A 15,039-nucleotide genomic window follows, 5' to 3' on the forward strand; every position below is an offset into this window, starting at 1 on the left:
AGTCTCTACGCACAATGGATGGAATCATTAAAGTCTACAAATCATGTTGTCGTTTCGAACTACCTCGAAACCGTCATCAAACCAATCCCGGATTCAGCTCGTACCGGCGACCTTGATCCACGCGTCTTTGCGACGTTGACCGCAAATCATTCTTCACACGATGAACCGGATACAGTATTTGACCTCGAGTATGAACGCGCTAGCATGGGTTGGCCGAATCAAGATCGGACGACGACTGATATCAAAACGGAGTATCTCACGATTCCTAGTGAGGATGGTGACATTCCGGTTCGTCTGTATCGTCCGAGTCATACTGAAGCCATCCCAGCCATCCTCTTCTTCCATGGTGGCGGCTTCTTCGGAGGAACGCTCGATACGGTCGAGAACCCTTGTAAGTTGCTCGCAGAACAGGCGAACGCGGTCGTCATCTCCGTCGATTATCGTCTTGCCCCGGAGCATCCGTTCCCGGCCGGATTGAATGACTGTTACCGCGCCTTTGAATGGGTACACGCACATTCGAATGAGTTGAACATCCTCAAAGACCGAATCGGCGTCGCCGGAGACAGTGCCGGAGGCAACTTGGCGACCGCTTGCTGTCTGATGGAGCAAGAACGAGGGGAGGGTCGCATTTGTTATCAAGCGCTCGTCTATCCTGTCGTCAATCTGGGATCGATTCCGACAGATGATTTTGAATGGACGCTCGATGCGTACGATATCTCACACCATCACGACCTGATTCGAGATGTCGTGCTCGCTCTCGCCGACACGGATTCGCTATTAAATGACCTCTATCTTCAAGGGGAGGTGGATGTCACGCATCCGCTCGTCTCACCATTATTCGCAGACGATGTCTCAGGCCAACCACCGACTTTGATTGTGACGGCCGAGTACGATTACTTACGACTCGAAGGGGAGGCGTATGCGCGGAAACTGGCACGAGCGGGTGTCCCGACACGCCTCATTCAATATCGGGGGATGGACCATGCCTTCATGGACAAGTTGGGAGACTATCCACAGGCAGACGATTGTATGAATGTAATCGCAAAAGGACTTAAGGAGCTGACGAAATGAAACAGTATACATTGGATTGGACTCGTTATGAGGAATTGGCACGTCAAGCGGTCGCGGAAGGCGTCGTGTTAGTCAAAAACGAACAGAAGACCCTCCCATTACAGTCAGGGACGAAGCTCGCCGTATTTGGTCGTAGCCAGTTCCATTACTACAAGAGCGGTACCGGTTCAGGCGGGATGGTGAACGTCGGGCACATCACGACACCGCTCGAAGCACTACACGAGCGTCCAGACATTCACATCAATGAATCGCTCTATGCGACGTATGAGGAATGGGTGAAGGAGAATCCGTTCGACCAAGGTGTCGGCTGGGCCGGTGAACCGTGGTCGCAACAGGAGATGGACGTAACGGACGAACTCGTCGAACAGGCGGCACAAGAATCAGATGTCGCCCTCATCATGATTGGACGTACGGCAGGAGAAGACCGTGACAACACGGCCAATCCGGGTAGTTACTTATTGACGGATATCGAACATGCGATGATCGAGCGCGTGACGAAACGCTTCGACAAGACGGTCGTCGTGTTGAACGTTGGGAACATCATCGACATGAAGTGGGCGAATGAGCCGAGTGCCATCCTCTATGCATGGCAAGGTGGGATGGAAGGTGGAAAAGGACTCATCGACGTGCTCGTCGGAGATGTGAGTCCTTCCGGGAAACTGACGGATACGATTGCTCACTCGATTGAAGATTATCCGTCGACGAAGAACTTTGGTCATGCAGATAAAGGAATTTATCAAGAAGACATCTATGTCGGTTATCGCTACTTCGAAACGTTCGCCAAGGAGGATGTCTTATATCCATTCGGATTCGGACTATCTTACACGACGTTCAAAACGGAGGTAAAGCGTACCGCAGAAACTGATGGTGTCCTGACGGTCGAGGTGGAAGTGACGAACACGGATGACTGTGACGGGAAAGAAGTCGTCCAACTCTACGTCGAAAAACCGCAAGGAAAACTCGGAAATCCGCTCCGGTCACTGGTGGCGTTCGAGAAGACGGTACTTCTTGAACCGGGTGAGCGCCAAATCCTTTCGTTCAACGTCCACATGACTGACTTTGCGAGCTACGACGATTCTGGCGTGACGGGTCATGAATCAAGCTTCGTTCTAGAGGCGGGGGCATATCGCTTATATGTCGGAACGGATGTGCGTTCGGCTACACTCGCTTTCGAAGTTGAGCAGCAGGAGCAACGAGTCCTTGAGACGTTGAGTGAAAATATGGCACCCGTCCTCCCGTTCGAACGGATGAAACCGATTCAAGGCGAACGAGGATTGGAAGTGGGTTACGAGTCCACACCGCTTCGCGCTGTTGACGTCGAGACGCGTTATTTGGAAGAACGTCCTGAGACGAGACCGTTCACAGATGACCAAGGCATCAAATTGAGTGATGTGTATCATGGGAAGGCTTCGCTCGACACATTCTTGGATCAATTGACGGATGAAGATTTGGCGACAATCGTCCGCGGACAAGGGATGAACTCACCACGCGTCACACCGGGAACGGCAGCTGCGTTTGGTGGCGTATCCGACCGATTGAACGAATTCGGAATTCCAGCGGCCTGTTGTGCCGATGGTCCATCCGGTATTCGCATGGATATCGGGACGAAGGCGTTCGCACTTCCGAACGGAACACTGTTGGCATCCACGTTCAATGTCGCCCTCGTCGAAGACTTGTTCGAGATGACAGGACTTGAGATGCGAAAAAATCGCGTCGACACGTTGCTTGGACCCGGGATGAACATTCACCGCAACCCGTTGAACGGACGGAACTTCGAGTACTTCTCAGAAGATCCGCATGTGACTGGTAAGATGGCGGTTGCTCAATTGAACGGGATGCATCGCATTGGTGTGACGGGTACACTCAAGCACTTCAGCGCCAACAACCAGGAGGCGCATCGTCACGATATCGACTCGGTCGTCTCGGAACGCGCGTTACGCGAGATTTATTTGAAAGGGTTCGAGATGGCGGTGAAAGAAGGGCGCGCATCGTCCATCATGACGACATATGGTGCAGTCAACGGCATCTGGACGGCAGGTCTATATGATCAAAACACGCGTATCTTACGGGACGAGTGGGGCTTTGACGGCATCGTCATGACAGACTGGTGGGCAAAAGTGAACTTCCGTGAGGATGAGTCGGCCAATCGTCAAAACACGGCAGCGATGGTTCGCTCGCAAAACGACTTGTACATGGTGGTAGATCGCCCGGACCTCAACTCATTCGAGGATAATACGATGGCATCGCTCGAAGAAGGCGTGGTGACACGAGGCGAGTTGTTGCGGAGCGCGCGCAATATTTGTGCGTTCATCTTGAAATCACCGGCGATGGAGCGTCTTCTCGGGATTCATGATGGTTCGGTCGAGGTGCTCGGCTTTGAAGATGAGACGAATCAACAGGATGCATTTGAGTTAGACTATCAACATCTCGAAAACGGGGAACACGTCGATTTGTCAGGAATCGATACCTCGACAGGGAACACGCACGTCTTCGCCATCTCAGTCGACCAAACGGGGACGTATGACATCACGTTGACGGCCCGTTCGAACGCGGGAGAGTTGGCACAGATGCCGGTGACATTGTTTGCGAACAATATCCCAGGTGCGACGTTCACGTTTAACGGGACGGACGGAGAATGGGTGACACAGACGAAACAGGTCTTCTTCTTGAACCAGCATAATTATCTCCAACTCTATTTCGCACTGAGCGGATTAGAAGTGAAGGATGTATCCTTCACGCTCGCGGATGAATTCAGTATGAAGAACGGCTGAGTCGCCCTTTTGTCGATTCATTGAATTCGGTATAATCGAAAGAACGACACATCGCAAAGGAGGCGCATACCCGTGGAAAATCGGCTTCGATTTTCTAGGTCTTCACGCACTCATGCAAAGCCATTTGGACGAAAGGCGATCACTTGCATGGGGCGAAACGAATACCTTGATCGCTTGATTTTAACGTAAACCACTTGGCTTTGCTCCCTTATCGGATTGGATTCATTCAATAAGGAGCGAGGTATGATGAAGTACGTCAATGCGCAACAAATCCTGCCAGAACGATTGTTGCAAGAGGTGCAACAATACGTACAAGGTGAAACGTTATATGTGCCTACCCCGACTGACACGAAACGGAAATGGGGGACGGTCAACGGTGGAAAACAATTACTTGAGGAACGAAACGAAGCTATACGCGCAGCGTTTCGGAATGGAGAGCGAATCGAAAATCTGGCCAAGTCCTATCATTTGGCGACGCATACGATTCGAAAGATTGTATACCGCTCGACATGAAGGAGGTACGACTAGTTCGCTAGTCGTACCTTTTTAGGTCGACTATGTTTCTTAATCAAAGTGTACACAGTAAGGAATCGTCGTTTCCTGTAAACTGAGGATAGAGGAAGGGGGCGACAAGATGTCAGATCCATTTATTCAAAACGAACAGTATAATCTCATTAAAGAACAAGTCATGCTCGTCAAAGAGAGTCGAACGCAAAGCCTGCCGCCTTCTGTCTTGCGAGCAGTCATCGACTTGGCACAATCGAAAGTGATGTATGCATTCCCTGAAGCGACGACTGAACAACTGAAGCTGTTACAGTTCGCGGCGCTACAGACGAACGAAGCGTTCGACGAATACATGCAACAATTACGAGAATGGGTTCAACCGTTTCCCGTTATTTCTGCCGAGCAGCTGAAGGAATTGTTCCCGAAACAGAAGAAGCTTCGCTTACCGGAGTTATCCGATGTTGATTTTGGACGACTCACGTATCTAGGTTGGAACGATGGACGTTCCAATCAAAAGTTGATGATTTGCCAATACGAAGGTCAATTGATTGGTATCGCATGTAAACCGAGCACGAATACGAAGAAAAACATATGTGCCTTTTGTAATCAGTTCACGGATGTGACGTACTGCGTTACGATCACCAAAGCGAAACAAGCGAAAAATCCGGACTATTACAAAGCCATCGGCACATATATATGTGTCGACAGTAAGACGTGCAACGAACACATCACGAGCCAAGAGGCATTGCATACTTTTGTTCATACAGCGTTACGGGCCTGACGAGAGAGTCAGGCTTTTTATGTTGTTGAAATGGCGGCATTTACAAAAACCATACAGGGCTGTATTCATTCTGAAAATGTATCTTTACAAAAGTTCGTTAGGCTACAGAAGTAGCACATATTCGGGAGGGTTTACAGATGAAAAAGACAATGAAAAAGTTCGTTCCACTCGCAGTCGTGTCGACGCTTGCGCTCGGGGGAATCGTCGGTGTTCAACAACAAAACGAAGCAGAAGCAGCAAAGGATTCAAAGAATCATAAGGCGAAAAACGTCATCTTTATGATCGGGGATGGGATGGGCGTACCTTATACGACAGCGCTTCGTTACATGAACGACAATGAAGAAACGGTAGAAATGGAGCCGACTGCGTTCGATTCACATTTGGTGGGCATGCAATCGACATATCCTGAGGACGAGGAAGAAAACGTAACAGACTCGGCCGCAGCAGCGACAGCGATGAGCTCGGGTGTGAAGACATATAATAATGCGATTGCCGTTGATAACGACAAAACAGACGTGAAAACGGTACTTGAACAAGCGAAAGAGAACGGCATGTCGACAGGGCTTGTCGCCACGTCAGAAATCACGCATGCGACGCCGGCTTCTTACGGAGCGCACGAGGAGCAACGTAAGAGTGAGAATGCGATTGCCAACGATTACTACGATGATTTGATTAATGGTGATCATAAAGTCGACGTCATGCTCGGAGGCGGAACGAAGTTCTTCGAACGTTCGGACCGAAATATTGCGAAACAGTTCCAAGAAGACGGCTATAGTTATGTCACTTCTGCTGAGGAAATGAAACAAGACAACAACGAGCAAGTACTTGGTCTTTTTGCAGAAGTCGGCATGGATAAAATGATTGACCGTCCAGACGAACAACCGAGTCTTGCGGACATGACGACATCAGCGCTTGATCGTCTAAAAGGAAATGATGATGGCTTCTTCCTTATGGTAGAAGGAAGTCAGATCGACTGGGCCGGACATGATAACGATGTCGTCGGCGCAATGAGCGAGATGAAAGACTTTGAGAAGGCATTTGAGGTCGTTCGTGACTTCGCTAAAGAGAACGGTGAGACGTTGGTCGTCGTGACAGCGGACCACTCGACAGGTGGTATTTCAATCGGAGCGGACGGAAATTACAACTGGGATCCGACACCGATTCAAGCAGCGAAACGTACACCGGACTTCATGGCGAAAGAAATCGAAGGTGGAGCGGACGTGGAAGCGGTCTTGCGTGAGAACATTGATTTGGAATTGACGTCTGAAGAGATTGCTTCTGTGAAGAAAGCGGCTGAGACGAATGATGTGACGGAAATCGACAACGCCATCGAGAAAATCTTCGATCAGCGTTCAGGAACAGGTTGGACGACGGGTGGTCACACGGGTGACGACGTGCCGGTATATGCGTTCGGGCCACAACAAGAGAAGTTCGTCGGCATGAGTGATAACACCGATCAAGCAAAACGAATCTTCAACTTGTTGAAGAACAACGGGAAGATTAAATAATCAGGAAATGGAACCGTGCACTTGCTTGAAGTGCACGGTATTTTATTGTTCCGATGAAACGTTCCCGGGGAATAGTCGTATAGAAGAGTATGATATGAATCGGAGGGATCATCATGCATACGCTCTACATGAAACAAAAAGTGTTCAGCTTACGCGGGCGCTTTACCATCAAGGATGCTGACGGACATGACCGCTATTTCGTCGAAGGTAGCTTTATGAAGTTTCCAAAATCATTTGAAATCAAAGACACGAACGGTCAGACGGTCACAACGATTACGAAAAAGACGTTTAGTTTTTTACCGAAGTTTTTCGTAGAAGTGGATGGCATAGACATGATGACCATCTCGAAAGAGTTCTCGTTTTTTAAACCGAAATATTCAATCGATGCAGCCGGGATCGATGTCCAAGGAGATTGGTGGGACATGGATTTTGATGTGACGAAGAACGGACAGTCGATCGGAAGTGTACAAAAGAAATGGTTCTCATGGGGCGATAGTTACGAGATTCGTGTCGAAGAACCGGAGATAGAACACTTGCTCATTTCCATCGTCGTAGCCATCGATTGCGCGAAAGCAGATCAAGCAGCGGCATCTAGCGCCGCAACATAAAGGGGAGTATCGAATGGAATTTTGGGATGTCTATACGGTCGACCGAGAAAAGACGGGTCGCACGTGGCAACGGGGAAGTCGATTGCCAGAAGGTGAGTATCACCTTGTCATTCACGTATGTATCTTTAACAAAAAAGGTGAGATGTTGATTCAACAGCGTCAACCATTTAAGGATGGTTGGGCCAATATGTGGGACATCACAGTCGGGGGAAGTGCGACTGTAGGAGATACGAGCCAACAAGCCGCGATGCGGGAGCTCGAAGAAGAGATTGGGCTCAAGCTTGATCTATCTCAGACACGTCCACATCTGACGGTCAATTTTGATGAAGGATTTGACGACATTTATTTAGTCGAAGCGGAAGTAGACTTGAATGAGTTGACGCTTCAAGAATCTGAAGTACAGGCTGTGAAATGGGCGGATGAAGCGACAATTCTTCAAATGATTCAACAACATGAATTTATTCCATACCATGAACCAATGATTCCGTTGCTGTTTGCGATGCGAGGGCAATGGGGAGGAATCAATCATAAAGCTGCAGTGAAAGTAGATTCTTAAATGTGTAGGCATCGACATGAGTCGGTGCTTTTTTTATGTCATTTTGATTGCACTTCATAAAAGTGGTTGAAGTTGGAATAGATAAAAAACTATAATGAAATTAACGAAAGCGCTTTCGGAAATCGCTTTCAAAAGAACGAACTTACAGATTGCCATCACTTATCCTAAAGGAGGACACATGATGAAGAAATGGGTTGCACTCGCACTCGGAACAGGTCTCGTCTTGTCATTGCCACAAGAAGTACCAGCTGAAAAGAGTTCAAAAGCCGACGACGCCAAGTGGAAACTTGTCTGGTCAGATGAGTTTAGCAAGTCTGAAATTGATCACTCGAAATGGAATTTTGAAACGGGGAACTGGATTGTCGACAAAGATGGAAATCCGGTCGCTGCTGGTTGGGGAAACAATGAGAAGCAATTTTATACGGACAAAAACGAAAACGCTTTCGTAGAGGACGGTAAGCTCGTCATTCGTGCGAAGAAAGAGCAGGCGTCAGATCAATTCGGTACTTATGACTACACATCAGCGAAGTTGACGACGAAGGGCACGTTCAGTAAGACATACGGTCGTTACGAGATGCGAGCGAAACTTCCGACCGGTAAAGGACTGTGGCCGGCATTTTGGATGCTCCCAGAAGAGGACCGTTACGGTGGGTGGGCAGCATCTGGCGAAATTGACATCATGGAGTCATGGGGCAGTCAGCCGGACAAAGTTGCTGGTACGATTCACTACGGGGAAACATGGCCAAACAACAAGTACACAGGGAAAGACTATCATTTCGCAGAAGGTGACGGCATCGACAAGTGGCATACATATGCGGTCGAGTGGGAGCCTGGCGAGATTCGTTGGTATGTAGATGGTCAACTCTATCAGACACAAAATGACTGGTATGCGAAAGAAGCAAACAAAGCCTCAAAATATAGCTATCCTGCGCCATTCGACCAAGATTTTTATTTGGTCATGAACTTGGCGGTCGGTGGATGGTTTGATGGAGACGTCGATGAGACGACACCGTTCCCTGCCGACATGGAAGTCGATTACGTTCGCGTCTTTGACTTGAAGAACGGGAAGTATCGCGATGCTGTCGAACCGACATACTCGGATGCAGAAATCGTGTTACCAGAAGGTGCGAAACAACCTTTAGCAGACGGAAACCTCGTCTATGACGAAGACTATACAGAGCCGATCACGACGGTGACGAACGGTGCACAGGCGCTCAACCCGACGTATTGGAACTATGTGGCGCTCCCTGACTTTGGTGGAGTCGGCTCAGTCGACGTAATCGACTTGGCAGGGTCACGTTTTGCAGACATTTCGATTGAGCAAGCGGGAAGCCAACCGTACTCGCATCAATTGATTCAAAACGTGTCACTTGGACAGGGCGGACATTATAAAGTGACGTTTGACGCCAAGGCGGACGCAGCGCGTTCGATTGCTGTTAAAGTGGGCGGTGGACCGGACCGAGGCTATGCGAAATATTCAGATGAGGGGTCATTCGATTTGACGACAGACGTTCAAACGTACTCGATGACATTCGATATGACCGAAGAGACTGATCTTGCGGCACGTCTTGAGTTCAACGTCGGACTCAGCACATCGGGTGTTCAAATCGGGAACGTCCGTGTCGAGCAAACGCCTCGTGAGGCATTCAATCCGAATGCGACGAAACCGATGCTCGGAGACGGGAACCATGTATATAACGGTACGTTCGACCAAGGTGCGATGGATCGTATGACGTATTGGACGTTCGACCCAGGCGTCACGAAAGGGACAGGAATGGTCGATCCAGTCGAGCGTCTCTTCCGTTTCGAAACGAACAAGAAAAAAGGAGCACCGGCAACATTGGTGCAACAAGGGATTCAATTGCAAGAAGGGCATGAATACGTTCTCCGCTTCAAAGCCCGTGCAGAGCGCGTGGATGGTCTTCAAGTCGGATTGAACGGAGCGAATGGGGATGCCTATCTCCCGCTTCAGCGTGTCACTTTATCTAAAGCATTCGATACGTATGAAATTCCGTTCACGATGGAAGCTGGAACGGACCTTATGAGTCAGCTTCAGTTCATTCTCGGTTCTGAAAAAGGTGTGATTGAAATCGATGACGTCGAATTGCGCGATGTCACACCGGTGTATATCGACCCATCTCCACTTAAAAATGGTGCATTCACAGAAGGTCTCACCAACTGGGGCTCCTATGTCCACTTCGACGCACAGGCTGCTGTCGAAGCGGTGAATGAGGCGGCACTTATCTCGATTACGCAAGAAGGGAACGAGACGTGGAGTGTCCTCATGGAACAAGGGGGTCTCGAATTACAACAAGACCAAACGTACGTCGTACAATTCGACGCATCTTCTACTGTCGCTCGTTCATTCGAAGTGACGTTAGAGAATGCCGGGTACTATCGCTACTTGAGCGAAATCGTTTCAGTCACACCAGAAACGAACACGTACACGTTTGAAGTGACGATGCCGGTAACGGATATGACAGGATTGAAGTTCTTGATGGGACGCACAGAAGGGTCACCACTCGGTGCTCATGACATCACGATTGATAACGTGAGTGTGACGTTGAAATAAGAGGATACACAAAACAGGAATCTCTCATCATGAGAGATTCCTGTTTTTCAACGTTTCCGACTAATCAATCGCGCTGTCCGTAAGATTGATGGCAGTAGTTTACGACGTTGTCGGAATGCGAGATACCGTCCTTCCCACGACGGTTTGAACTTTTGCTTGAACTGTCGCAGTCCACTGAACGGATAGATATAACTGATGTTTTCAAAAATGTCGGCGGCGACGCGCTCCGGCCAATGGGAGAACGTCTGCTCACCAACGGCGGCAAGTGGTGCCACACCGAGTCCAACATGTTCATAGCCTTCTGCGCGCGCCCATTCGATAATGTGAAGGATTAACACTTCAATCGATCCGGTCGGCGCGTTATTTTTTGAACGCATCAAATCGATTGAAATGGCCCCATCTCCTCGGAGTAGCGAAATGAAGGCTACGACGATACCGTCCGCATCTCGCAATAAGGCAATCGGATAACGCGTCAACGTTTCGTAGTCAAAAAATCCGAGAGAAAAACCTTTCTCGTTTCGATTCCCGATCCACTCGTCCGAGATGTCTTTTAACTCTTGTAACAGCAAGAGGCTCGGTTCACAGACGATATCGAACGTGATGCCCTTCTTCTCAAACTGATTGTAGAGTGAGCGCATATTCGCGCGCTTCTTCCCAGATAAGGAGAAGGTCGAAACGTCAATCGTCGCCTCTTCCCCTAGCTTGAAGAACGTGAAGCCGGCATCGTGAAGCCGTGGCATCCAATTCGGTGTGATTTGATAAAATAAAGGAATATATCCGATTCGATCCGCATCTTCAATAAAACGCGTTAACAGTTCAGTCGCGGCCTGTCGCTCACCTTGGATATCTCCGAGAATAATCGCATGGTTCCGAGCTGTCGCAAATAAGAGACACGCGTTTCCAGCTTCGTTCATATAGAAACGTTTATCTGCCATATGAACCAAATCAAAGCTACTTGATGTAGGGTACGTTTCTTGGAAGTTCCTCATTCTTGTTTCGTCGTAGGATTCTCCGAGTTCAGGACGTTTCCAACGGTCGAACAAGAGAAGGAGTGTACTGCCGACAATCATAGTGAGCAGAAGCAACAAACTCGTCAGCCATGCCGCTTGATGTGACGTGAAAAATAAAGCATCCGTTCCGGCAAAGGATTGGAGTAAGAAGGCATGAGAGCCAACGTAAAGGAGAACGTAGAATAGGTTTCGGATGAGGCGTCCGGTCGTTAAAATCGTTCTGTATCGGACATGACGTTTTCGTGTTAACCAAACAAACGTCGCAAAACCGATGACGACGAAGACTTCAAATAAATTTAAGCCTCGGGCGATGACACCGATCGTTGCCCAGATGAATGCGGTGTTAAGCAACCAGAGCGTTCGCTTGGTCCGTACATACATCCCATACACAGATAGGAACATGAGGAGCCCGGCGCTCAGTAAGAGGAGCGTCCCAATCCACTCGAACCAGCGATTCACTTCATAGAGTGGTGTCACACTCGGGAGAAGTGTCTGAAACCAGATGATGAGACTGCTCATCAAGGCAATCAAACTTCCTGCTAAGCGCCCAATCTTAGCAAGTGCCCGAGAAACGACGCGCCATACGACGGTTCCGATTTCATAAGACGATCCGATGATCGGTCGATGTTCGATTTGTTTGACGACCTGATCTCCAAAGGCGATTGCCGCCAGAAAGAGTCCAATTAAAAATGGGATGACAAAGTATACGAACCGATAGATGATCAAAGAAGAAAGGACGATGTCTTGGTGAATCCCAAGTTGTGTCATCCCGACGAGGTAGAGCAAGTCAAACGTACCGGCACCGCCCGGAACGAGGGAGACGACACCGACGACCGTTGCGACGATGAAGACCCCAAACAGTTGAGGGAATGTGGCGGTTCCGTCAAGCAGTGATAACGCGTAGACAGCCACAATCCCGGCACTGACCCATTCCGCAAGGGAAGTCATCGTGTAACCGAGTAAGGTGGACCAACCGACATTTGACCGGCGTGAGGTGACGAACAGATAAAACGGGAGCATCGCACTTACTGCGAGCAATACGGGCCAAATCCAAGGTTTCGTCCCAACGAGTGCACCGGCTGGGAAAATACCAAAGAGCACACCGATTGAGAGGATGGAAAGACCACTGATAAGTGTAGGTGTCATCCATCCGATGGCACGAAGCAGACGCTTCGTATCTGTATAAGGACGATATAGGGATGTACGAAGGGCAATCCCAATCACTCCACCAAATCCGAGCATGCCGTTCATCGAGTTCGTGATCCATGCCGTTTGTGCGACTTTTCGCTTCGGTAATTGAATCTGTAGCGAGCGGAGCAAGAAGTAATCATACCCTGTCATCGTCAAGACAGCGAATCCGCCGAGTAGGATGAGTGTGAACTGTTCCCATCCGGTCAGTTGTTTCAATGTCGTGAAGGCGGTCGCGAGGGAGAGGTTTTTTAATTCCTGTCCACTCTGGATCAAAATTAAGGCGATTAACGCTATAGGGATGAGCCATTTTAATTGTTTCCATGAAAAACGAGTGCGCATGAGATTTTCTCCTTATCTGTCATATGACTGACAGCGTCTTCTAATTAAATCGTACTATAGGATACGGCTGAAATCTGTAAAACGTTTCAAAAGAAGAGACTGTAAGCGCAAGAAAAAGGACGAAATGTGGATTTTAGATTTGCTACAGTGAGAGTAGAAAGGGGTGTGGAGATGCTGACGTTTGAAGAAAAGTGGGCGAAAGTAATCGCCTGTGATGCGACGTATGACGGATTATTTTATACGGCTGTGAAGACAACAGGGATCTATTGCCGACCATCGTGCCGTTCCCGCAAACCAAAAAAAGAGAATGTTGATTTTTACATGACCAAACAAGAAGCAGAAACGAACGGGTTCCGACCGTGCAAACGATGCCAGCCGGAAGTGGAGCATGCGCCACACCATGCGCTCGTCAAACAAATCATGGCGTATCTTGTGGAACATTACAAACAACCGATTCGCCTCGAACAGATTGCTGAGCATGTTCAAATGAGTCCTTTTCACTTAGAGCGGACGTTCACTCAAGCGACCGGGAAGACGCCACGGCAACAATTGGAGCAAATTCGGATTGATAAGGCGACTTACTTATTGCGAACGACCGACATGAGCAATCTGACCGTCTGCTATGAAGTCGGGTTTCAAACGCCATCGAACTTTTACCGCGTGTTCCGACAAGTAAAGGGCTGCACACCGAATACGTATCGAAAAGGAGAGGACATATGACAGAGATGCTACTCGCTGTTCAACAGCCTTTTGATTTTCAAGAGTGTCTCGTCTTTTTGAGTCGATCAAAACAAGAAGTGCTCCATGTGACAACGCATGACACGGTTCGAAAGCTGACCCGAATCGAGGAGCGGCTCATTCTAATCGAGCTCCAAGAAGAGGAGAATCACATTCTTGTACGGTTCCCGGTCGATGAAGTATCAGATATAGAGAAAGAACGTGTCGCATGTGAGGTACGAGACTGGTTAGACCTTGAGCGCGATTTGGCCCCATTTGAAGTGATGGGTGCGAAAGATGAAATGCTGGCACCTTTGATTGAATCACATCGCGGATTACGGATGATTGGATTTCCCGATTTGTTCGAGGCGCTGACTTGGGCCATCATCGGACAACAGATTACTTTATCGTTCGCGTATACAATCAAACGACGCTTCGTTGAACGATATGGAGACCATCGAGTCGTCGAGGGAAGAACGTACTGGACGTTCCCTCTTGCGGAGCGAATCGCCCTGCTCGAACCGGAAGCATTGCGAGAACTTCAATTTAGTCGAAGGAAAGCAGAGTATGTCATTGATATTGCACGGGAAATAACGAGTGGAAATCTGTCGAAAACGTCTCTGCAATCACATTCTTCAGCTGATATCCGTCAACGCCTACTCGCGATTCGGGGTGTTGGGGAATGGACGGCAGACTATGTCTTGATGAAGTGTTTTCAAGAGGCATCGGCTTTCCCCGTGGCGGATGTCGGATTGCATCAAGCAATCCAGCGTCGATTAGGAGTATCTGAAAAGCCGACAATCGAAGACGTGAAACGTTACGGGGAGCATTGGCAAGGATGGGAAGGATACGCAACGTTCTATCTATGGAGGTCATTATATGGAGACGTATAAATTGGAGATGAAGACACCAATCGGCGTGATTGAAATCGTTGGAACCGACGAAGTCATTCAATCGATTTTATTTGTCGAACGAGATGAGGTGTATTTACCTGATCAGGATGTCCCAGGTGTGTTACGACAGTGTCGGGATGAGTTAGATGCCTATTTTCGTGGGGAACGAATGACGTTCACGTTTCCGACTGAGCAAATGGGTACAACGTTTCAGCTAGAGGTGTGGGATGCGTTACAAACGATTCCGTATGCGGAGACGGCTTCTTACCGAGAACTCGCTGAGCGAGTGCAACGACCAACAGCCGTCCGAGCGGTCGGGGCGACGAACGGTCGTAACCAGTTGAGTATTGTCGTCCCTTGCCATCGCGTCATCGGATCAAGTGGAAAATTGATTGGGTATGCCGGTGGATTATGGCGAAAAGAATGGCTTTTGCATCACGAGAAGCAAGTCGCACATTCAACCCAGTAAAAAAACATTTCCCCCTCCAAATCTGCTACACTAGAGAAGGTCCTATTGT

The 15,039-nt window shown here is 48.8% G+C and carries 12 protein-coding genes; 11 read left to right on the top strand and 1 reads right to left on the bottom strand.

The window, feature by feature from the left end; translation table 11 throughout:
- Positions 1-18: 18 nt before the first annotated feature.
- The 8 genes from KNO66_RS10670 to KNO66_RS10705 all read left to right on the top strand — a co-directional run bounded on the left by KNO66_RS10670 (position 19) and on the right by KNO66_RS10705 (position 10,371).
- A complete protein-coding gene (locus KNO66_RS10670) occupies positions 19-1,071 on the top strand; it encodes an alpha/beta hydrolase (RefSeq protein WP_251128128.1) in 1,053 nt (350 codons plus the stop codon).
- On the top strand, positions 1,068-3,842 hold the full coding sequence (locus KNO66_RS10675; protein WP_214742464.1) for a glycoside hydrolase family 3 protein: 2,775 nt from the start codon (positions 1,068-1,070) through the stop codon (positions 3,840-3,842). Before KNO66_RS10670 ends, KNO66_RS10675 begins: the two co-directional genes overlap by 4 nt.
- Positions 3,843-4,088: 246 nt before the next feature.
- Positions 4,089-4,355, top strand: coding sequence for a CD3324 family protein (locus KNO66_RS10680; protein ID WP_147537676.1), 267 nt, complete (start codon positions 4,089-4,091; stop codon positions 4,353-4,355).
- A gap of 121 nt (positions 4,356-4,476) precedes the next feature.
- Positions 4,477-5,127 carry a FusB/FusC family EF-G-binding protein gene (locus tag KNO66_RS10685; RefSeq protein WP_214742465.1) on the top strand — a complete coding sequence of 217 codons (651 nt, stop codon included), beginning with the start codon at positions 4,477-4,479 and terminating at the stop codon, positions 5,125-5,127.
- Between the two features lie 137 nt (positions 5,128-5,264).
- Entirely contained in the window at positions 5,265-6,635 is a 1,371-nt protein-coding gene (locus KNO66_RS10690) for an alkaline phosphatase (RefSeq protein ID WP_214742466.1), read from the top strand.
- A gap of 113 nt (positions 6,636-6,748) precedes the next feature.
- The gene (locus KNO66_RS10695; protein WP_214742467.1) at positions 6,749-7,243 is read left to right on the top strand and encodes an LURP-one-related/scramblase family protein; all 495 of its coding nucleotides are present in this window, start codon (positions 6,749-6,751) and stop codon (positions 7,241-7,243) included.
- 13 nt (positions 7,244-7,256) lie between these two features.
- Positions 7,257-7,799 (top strand): NUDIX hydrolase, encoded by a 543-nt coding sequence (locus tag KNO66_RS10700; RefSeq protein ID WP_214742468.1) that lies wholly within the window; start codon positions 7,257-7,259, stop codon positions 7,797-7,799.
- A 181-nt stretch (positions 7,800-7,980) separates the two neighbouring features.
- The gene (locus tag KNO66_RS10705; RefSeq protein ID WP_214742469.1) at positions 7,981-10,371 is read left to right on the top strand and encodes a carbohydrate binding domain-containing protein; all 2,391 of its coding nucleotides are present in this window, start codon (positions 7,981-7,983) and stop codon (positions 10,369-10,371) included.
- Between the two features lie 47 nt (positions 10,372-10,418).
- Here the strand turns inward: KNO66_RS10705 and mprF are convergent, their stop codons facing one another.
- Entirely contained in the window at positions 10,419-12,911 is a 2,493-nt protein-coding gene (gene mprF, locus KNO66_RS10710) for a bifunctional lysylphosphatidylglycerol flippase/synthetase MprF (protein ID WP_214742470.1), read from the bottom strand.
- Between the two features lie 171 nt (positions 12,912-13,082).
- Between mprF and KNO66_RS10715 the strand changes: the two genes are divergently transcribed.
- From KNO66_RS10715 to KNO66_RS10725, 3 genes are read left to right on the top strand one after another with little or no spacing between them, the layout of a single operon-like run.
- A complete protein-coding gene (locus KNO66_RS10715; RefSeq protein WP_214742471.1) occupies positions 13,083-13,631 on the top strand; it encodes a bifunctional transcriptional activator/DNA repair enzyme AdaA in 549 nt (182 codons plus the stop codon).
- A complete protein-coding gene (locus tag KNO66_RS10720; RefSeq protein WP_214742472.1) occupies positions 13,628-14,521 on the top strand; it encodes a DNA-3-methyladenine glycosylase family protein in 894 nt (297 codons plus the stop codon). Before KNO66_RS10715 ends, KNO66_RS10720 begins: the two co-directional genes overlap by 4 nt.
- Complete coding sequence (locus tag KNO66_RS10725; protein ID WP_214742473.1) at positions 14,508-14,990, top strand: methylated-DNA--[protein]-cysteine S-methyltransferase; 483 nt, start codon at positions 14,508-14,510, stop codon at positions 14,988-14,990. Before KNO66_RS10720 ends, KNO66_RS10725 begins: the two co-directional genes overlap by 14 nt.
- The last annotated feature ends 49 nt before the right edge of the window (positions 14,991-15,039 follow it).

The sequence above is a fragment of the Exiguobacterium sp. s48 genome, from assembly GCF_018617395.1.
Classification (GTDB): Bacteria; Bacillota; Bacilli; order Exiguobacteriales; family Exiguobacteriaceae; genus Exiguobacterium.

Coding starts and splice junctions, on each gene's coding strand:
- KNO66_RS10670 (WP_251128128.1), top strand. CDS start 19: ATGGAATCATTAAAGTCTACAAATCATGTTGTCGTTTCGAACTACCTC.
- KNO66_RS10675 (WP_214742464.1), top strand. CDS start 1,068: ATGAAACAGTATACATTGGATTGGACTCGTTATGAGGAATTGGCACGT.
- KNO66_RS10680 (WP_147537676.1), top strand. CDS start 4,089: ATGAAGTACGTCAATGCGCAACAAATCCTGCCAGAACGATTGTTGCAA.
- KNO66_RS10685 (WP_214742465.1), top strand. CDS start 4,477: ATGTCAGATCCATTTATTCAAAACGAACAGTATAATCTCATTAAAGAA.
- KNO66_RS10690 (WP_214742466.1), top strand. CDS start 5,265: ATGAAAAAGACAATGAAAAAGTTCGTTCCACTCGCAGTCGTGTCGACG.
- KNO66_RS10695 (WP_214742467.1), top strand. CDS start 6,749: ATGCATACGCTCTACATGAAACAAAAAGTGTTCAGCTTACGCGGGCGC.
- KNO66_RS10700 (WP_214742468.1), top strand. CDS start 7,257: ATGGAATTTTGGGATGTCTATACGGTCGACCGAGAAAAGACGGGTCGC.
- KNO66_RS10705 (WP_214742469.1), top strand. CDS start 7,981: ATGAAGAAATGGGTTGCACTCGCACTCGGAACAGGTCTCGTCTTGTCA.
- mprF (WP_214742470.1), bottom strand. CDS start 12,911: ATGCGCACTCGTTTTTCATGGAAACAATTAAAATGGCTCATCCCTATA.
- KNO66_RS10715 (WP_214742471.1), top strand. CDS start 13,083: ATGCTGACGTTTGAAGAAAAGTGGGCGAAAGTAATCGCCTGTGATGCG.
- KNO66_RS10720 (WP_214742472.1), top strand. CDS start 13,628: ATGACAGAGATGCTACTCGCTGTTCAACAGCCTTTTGATTTTCAAGAG.
- KNO66_RS10725 (WP_214742473.1), top strand. CDS start 14,508: ATGGAGACGTATAAATTGGAGATGAAGACACCAATCGGCGTGATTGAA.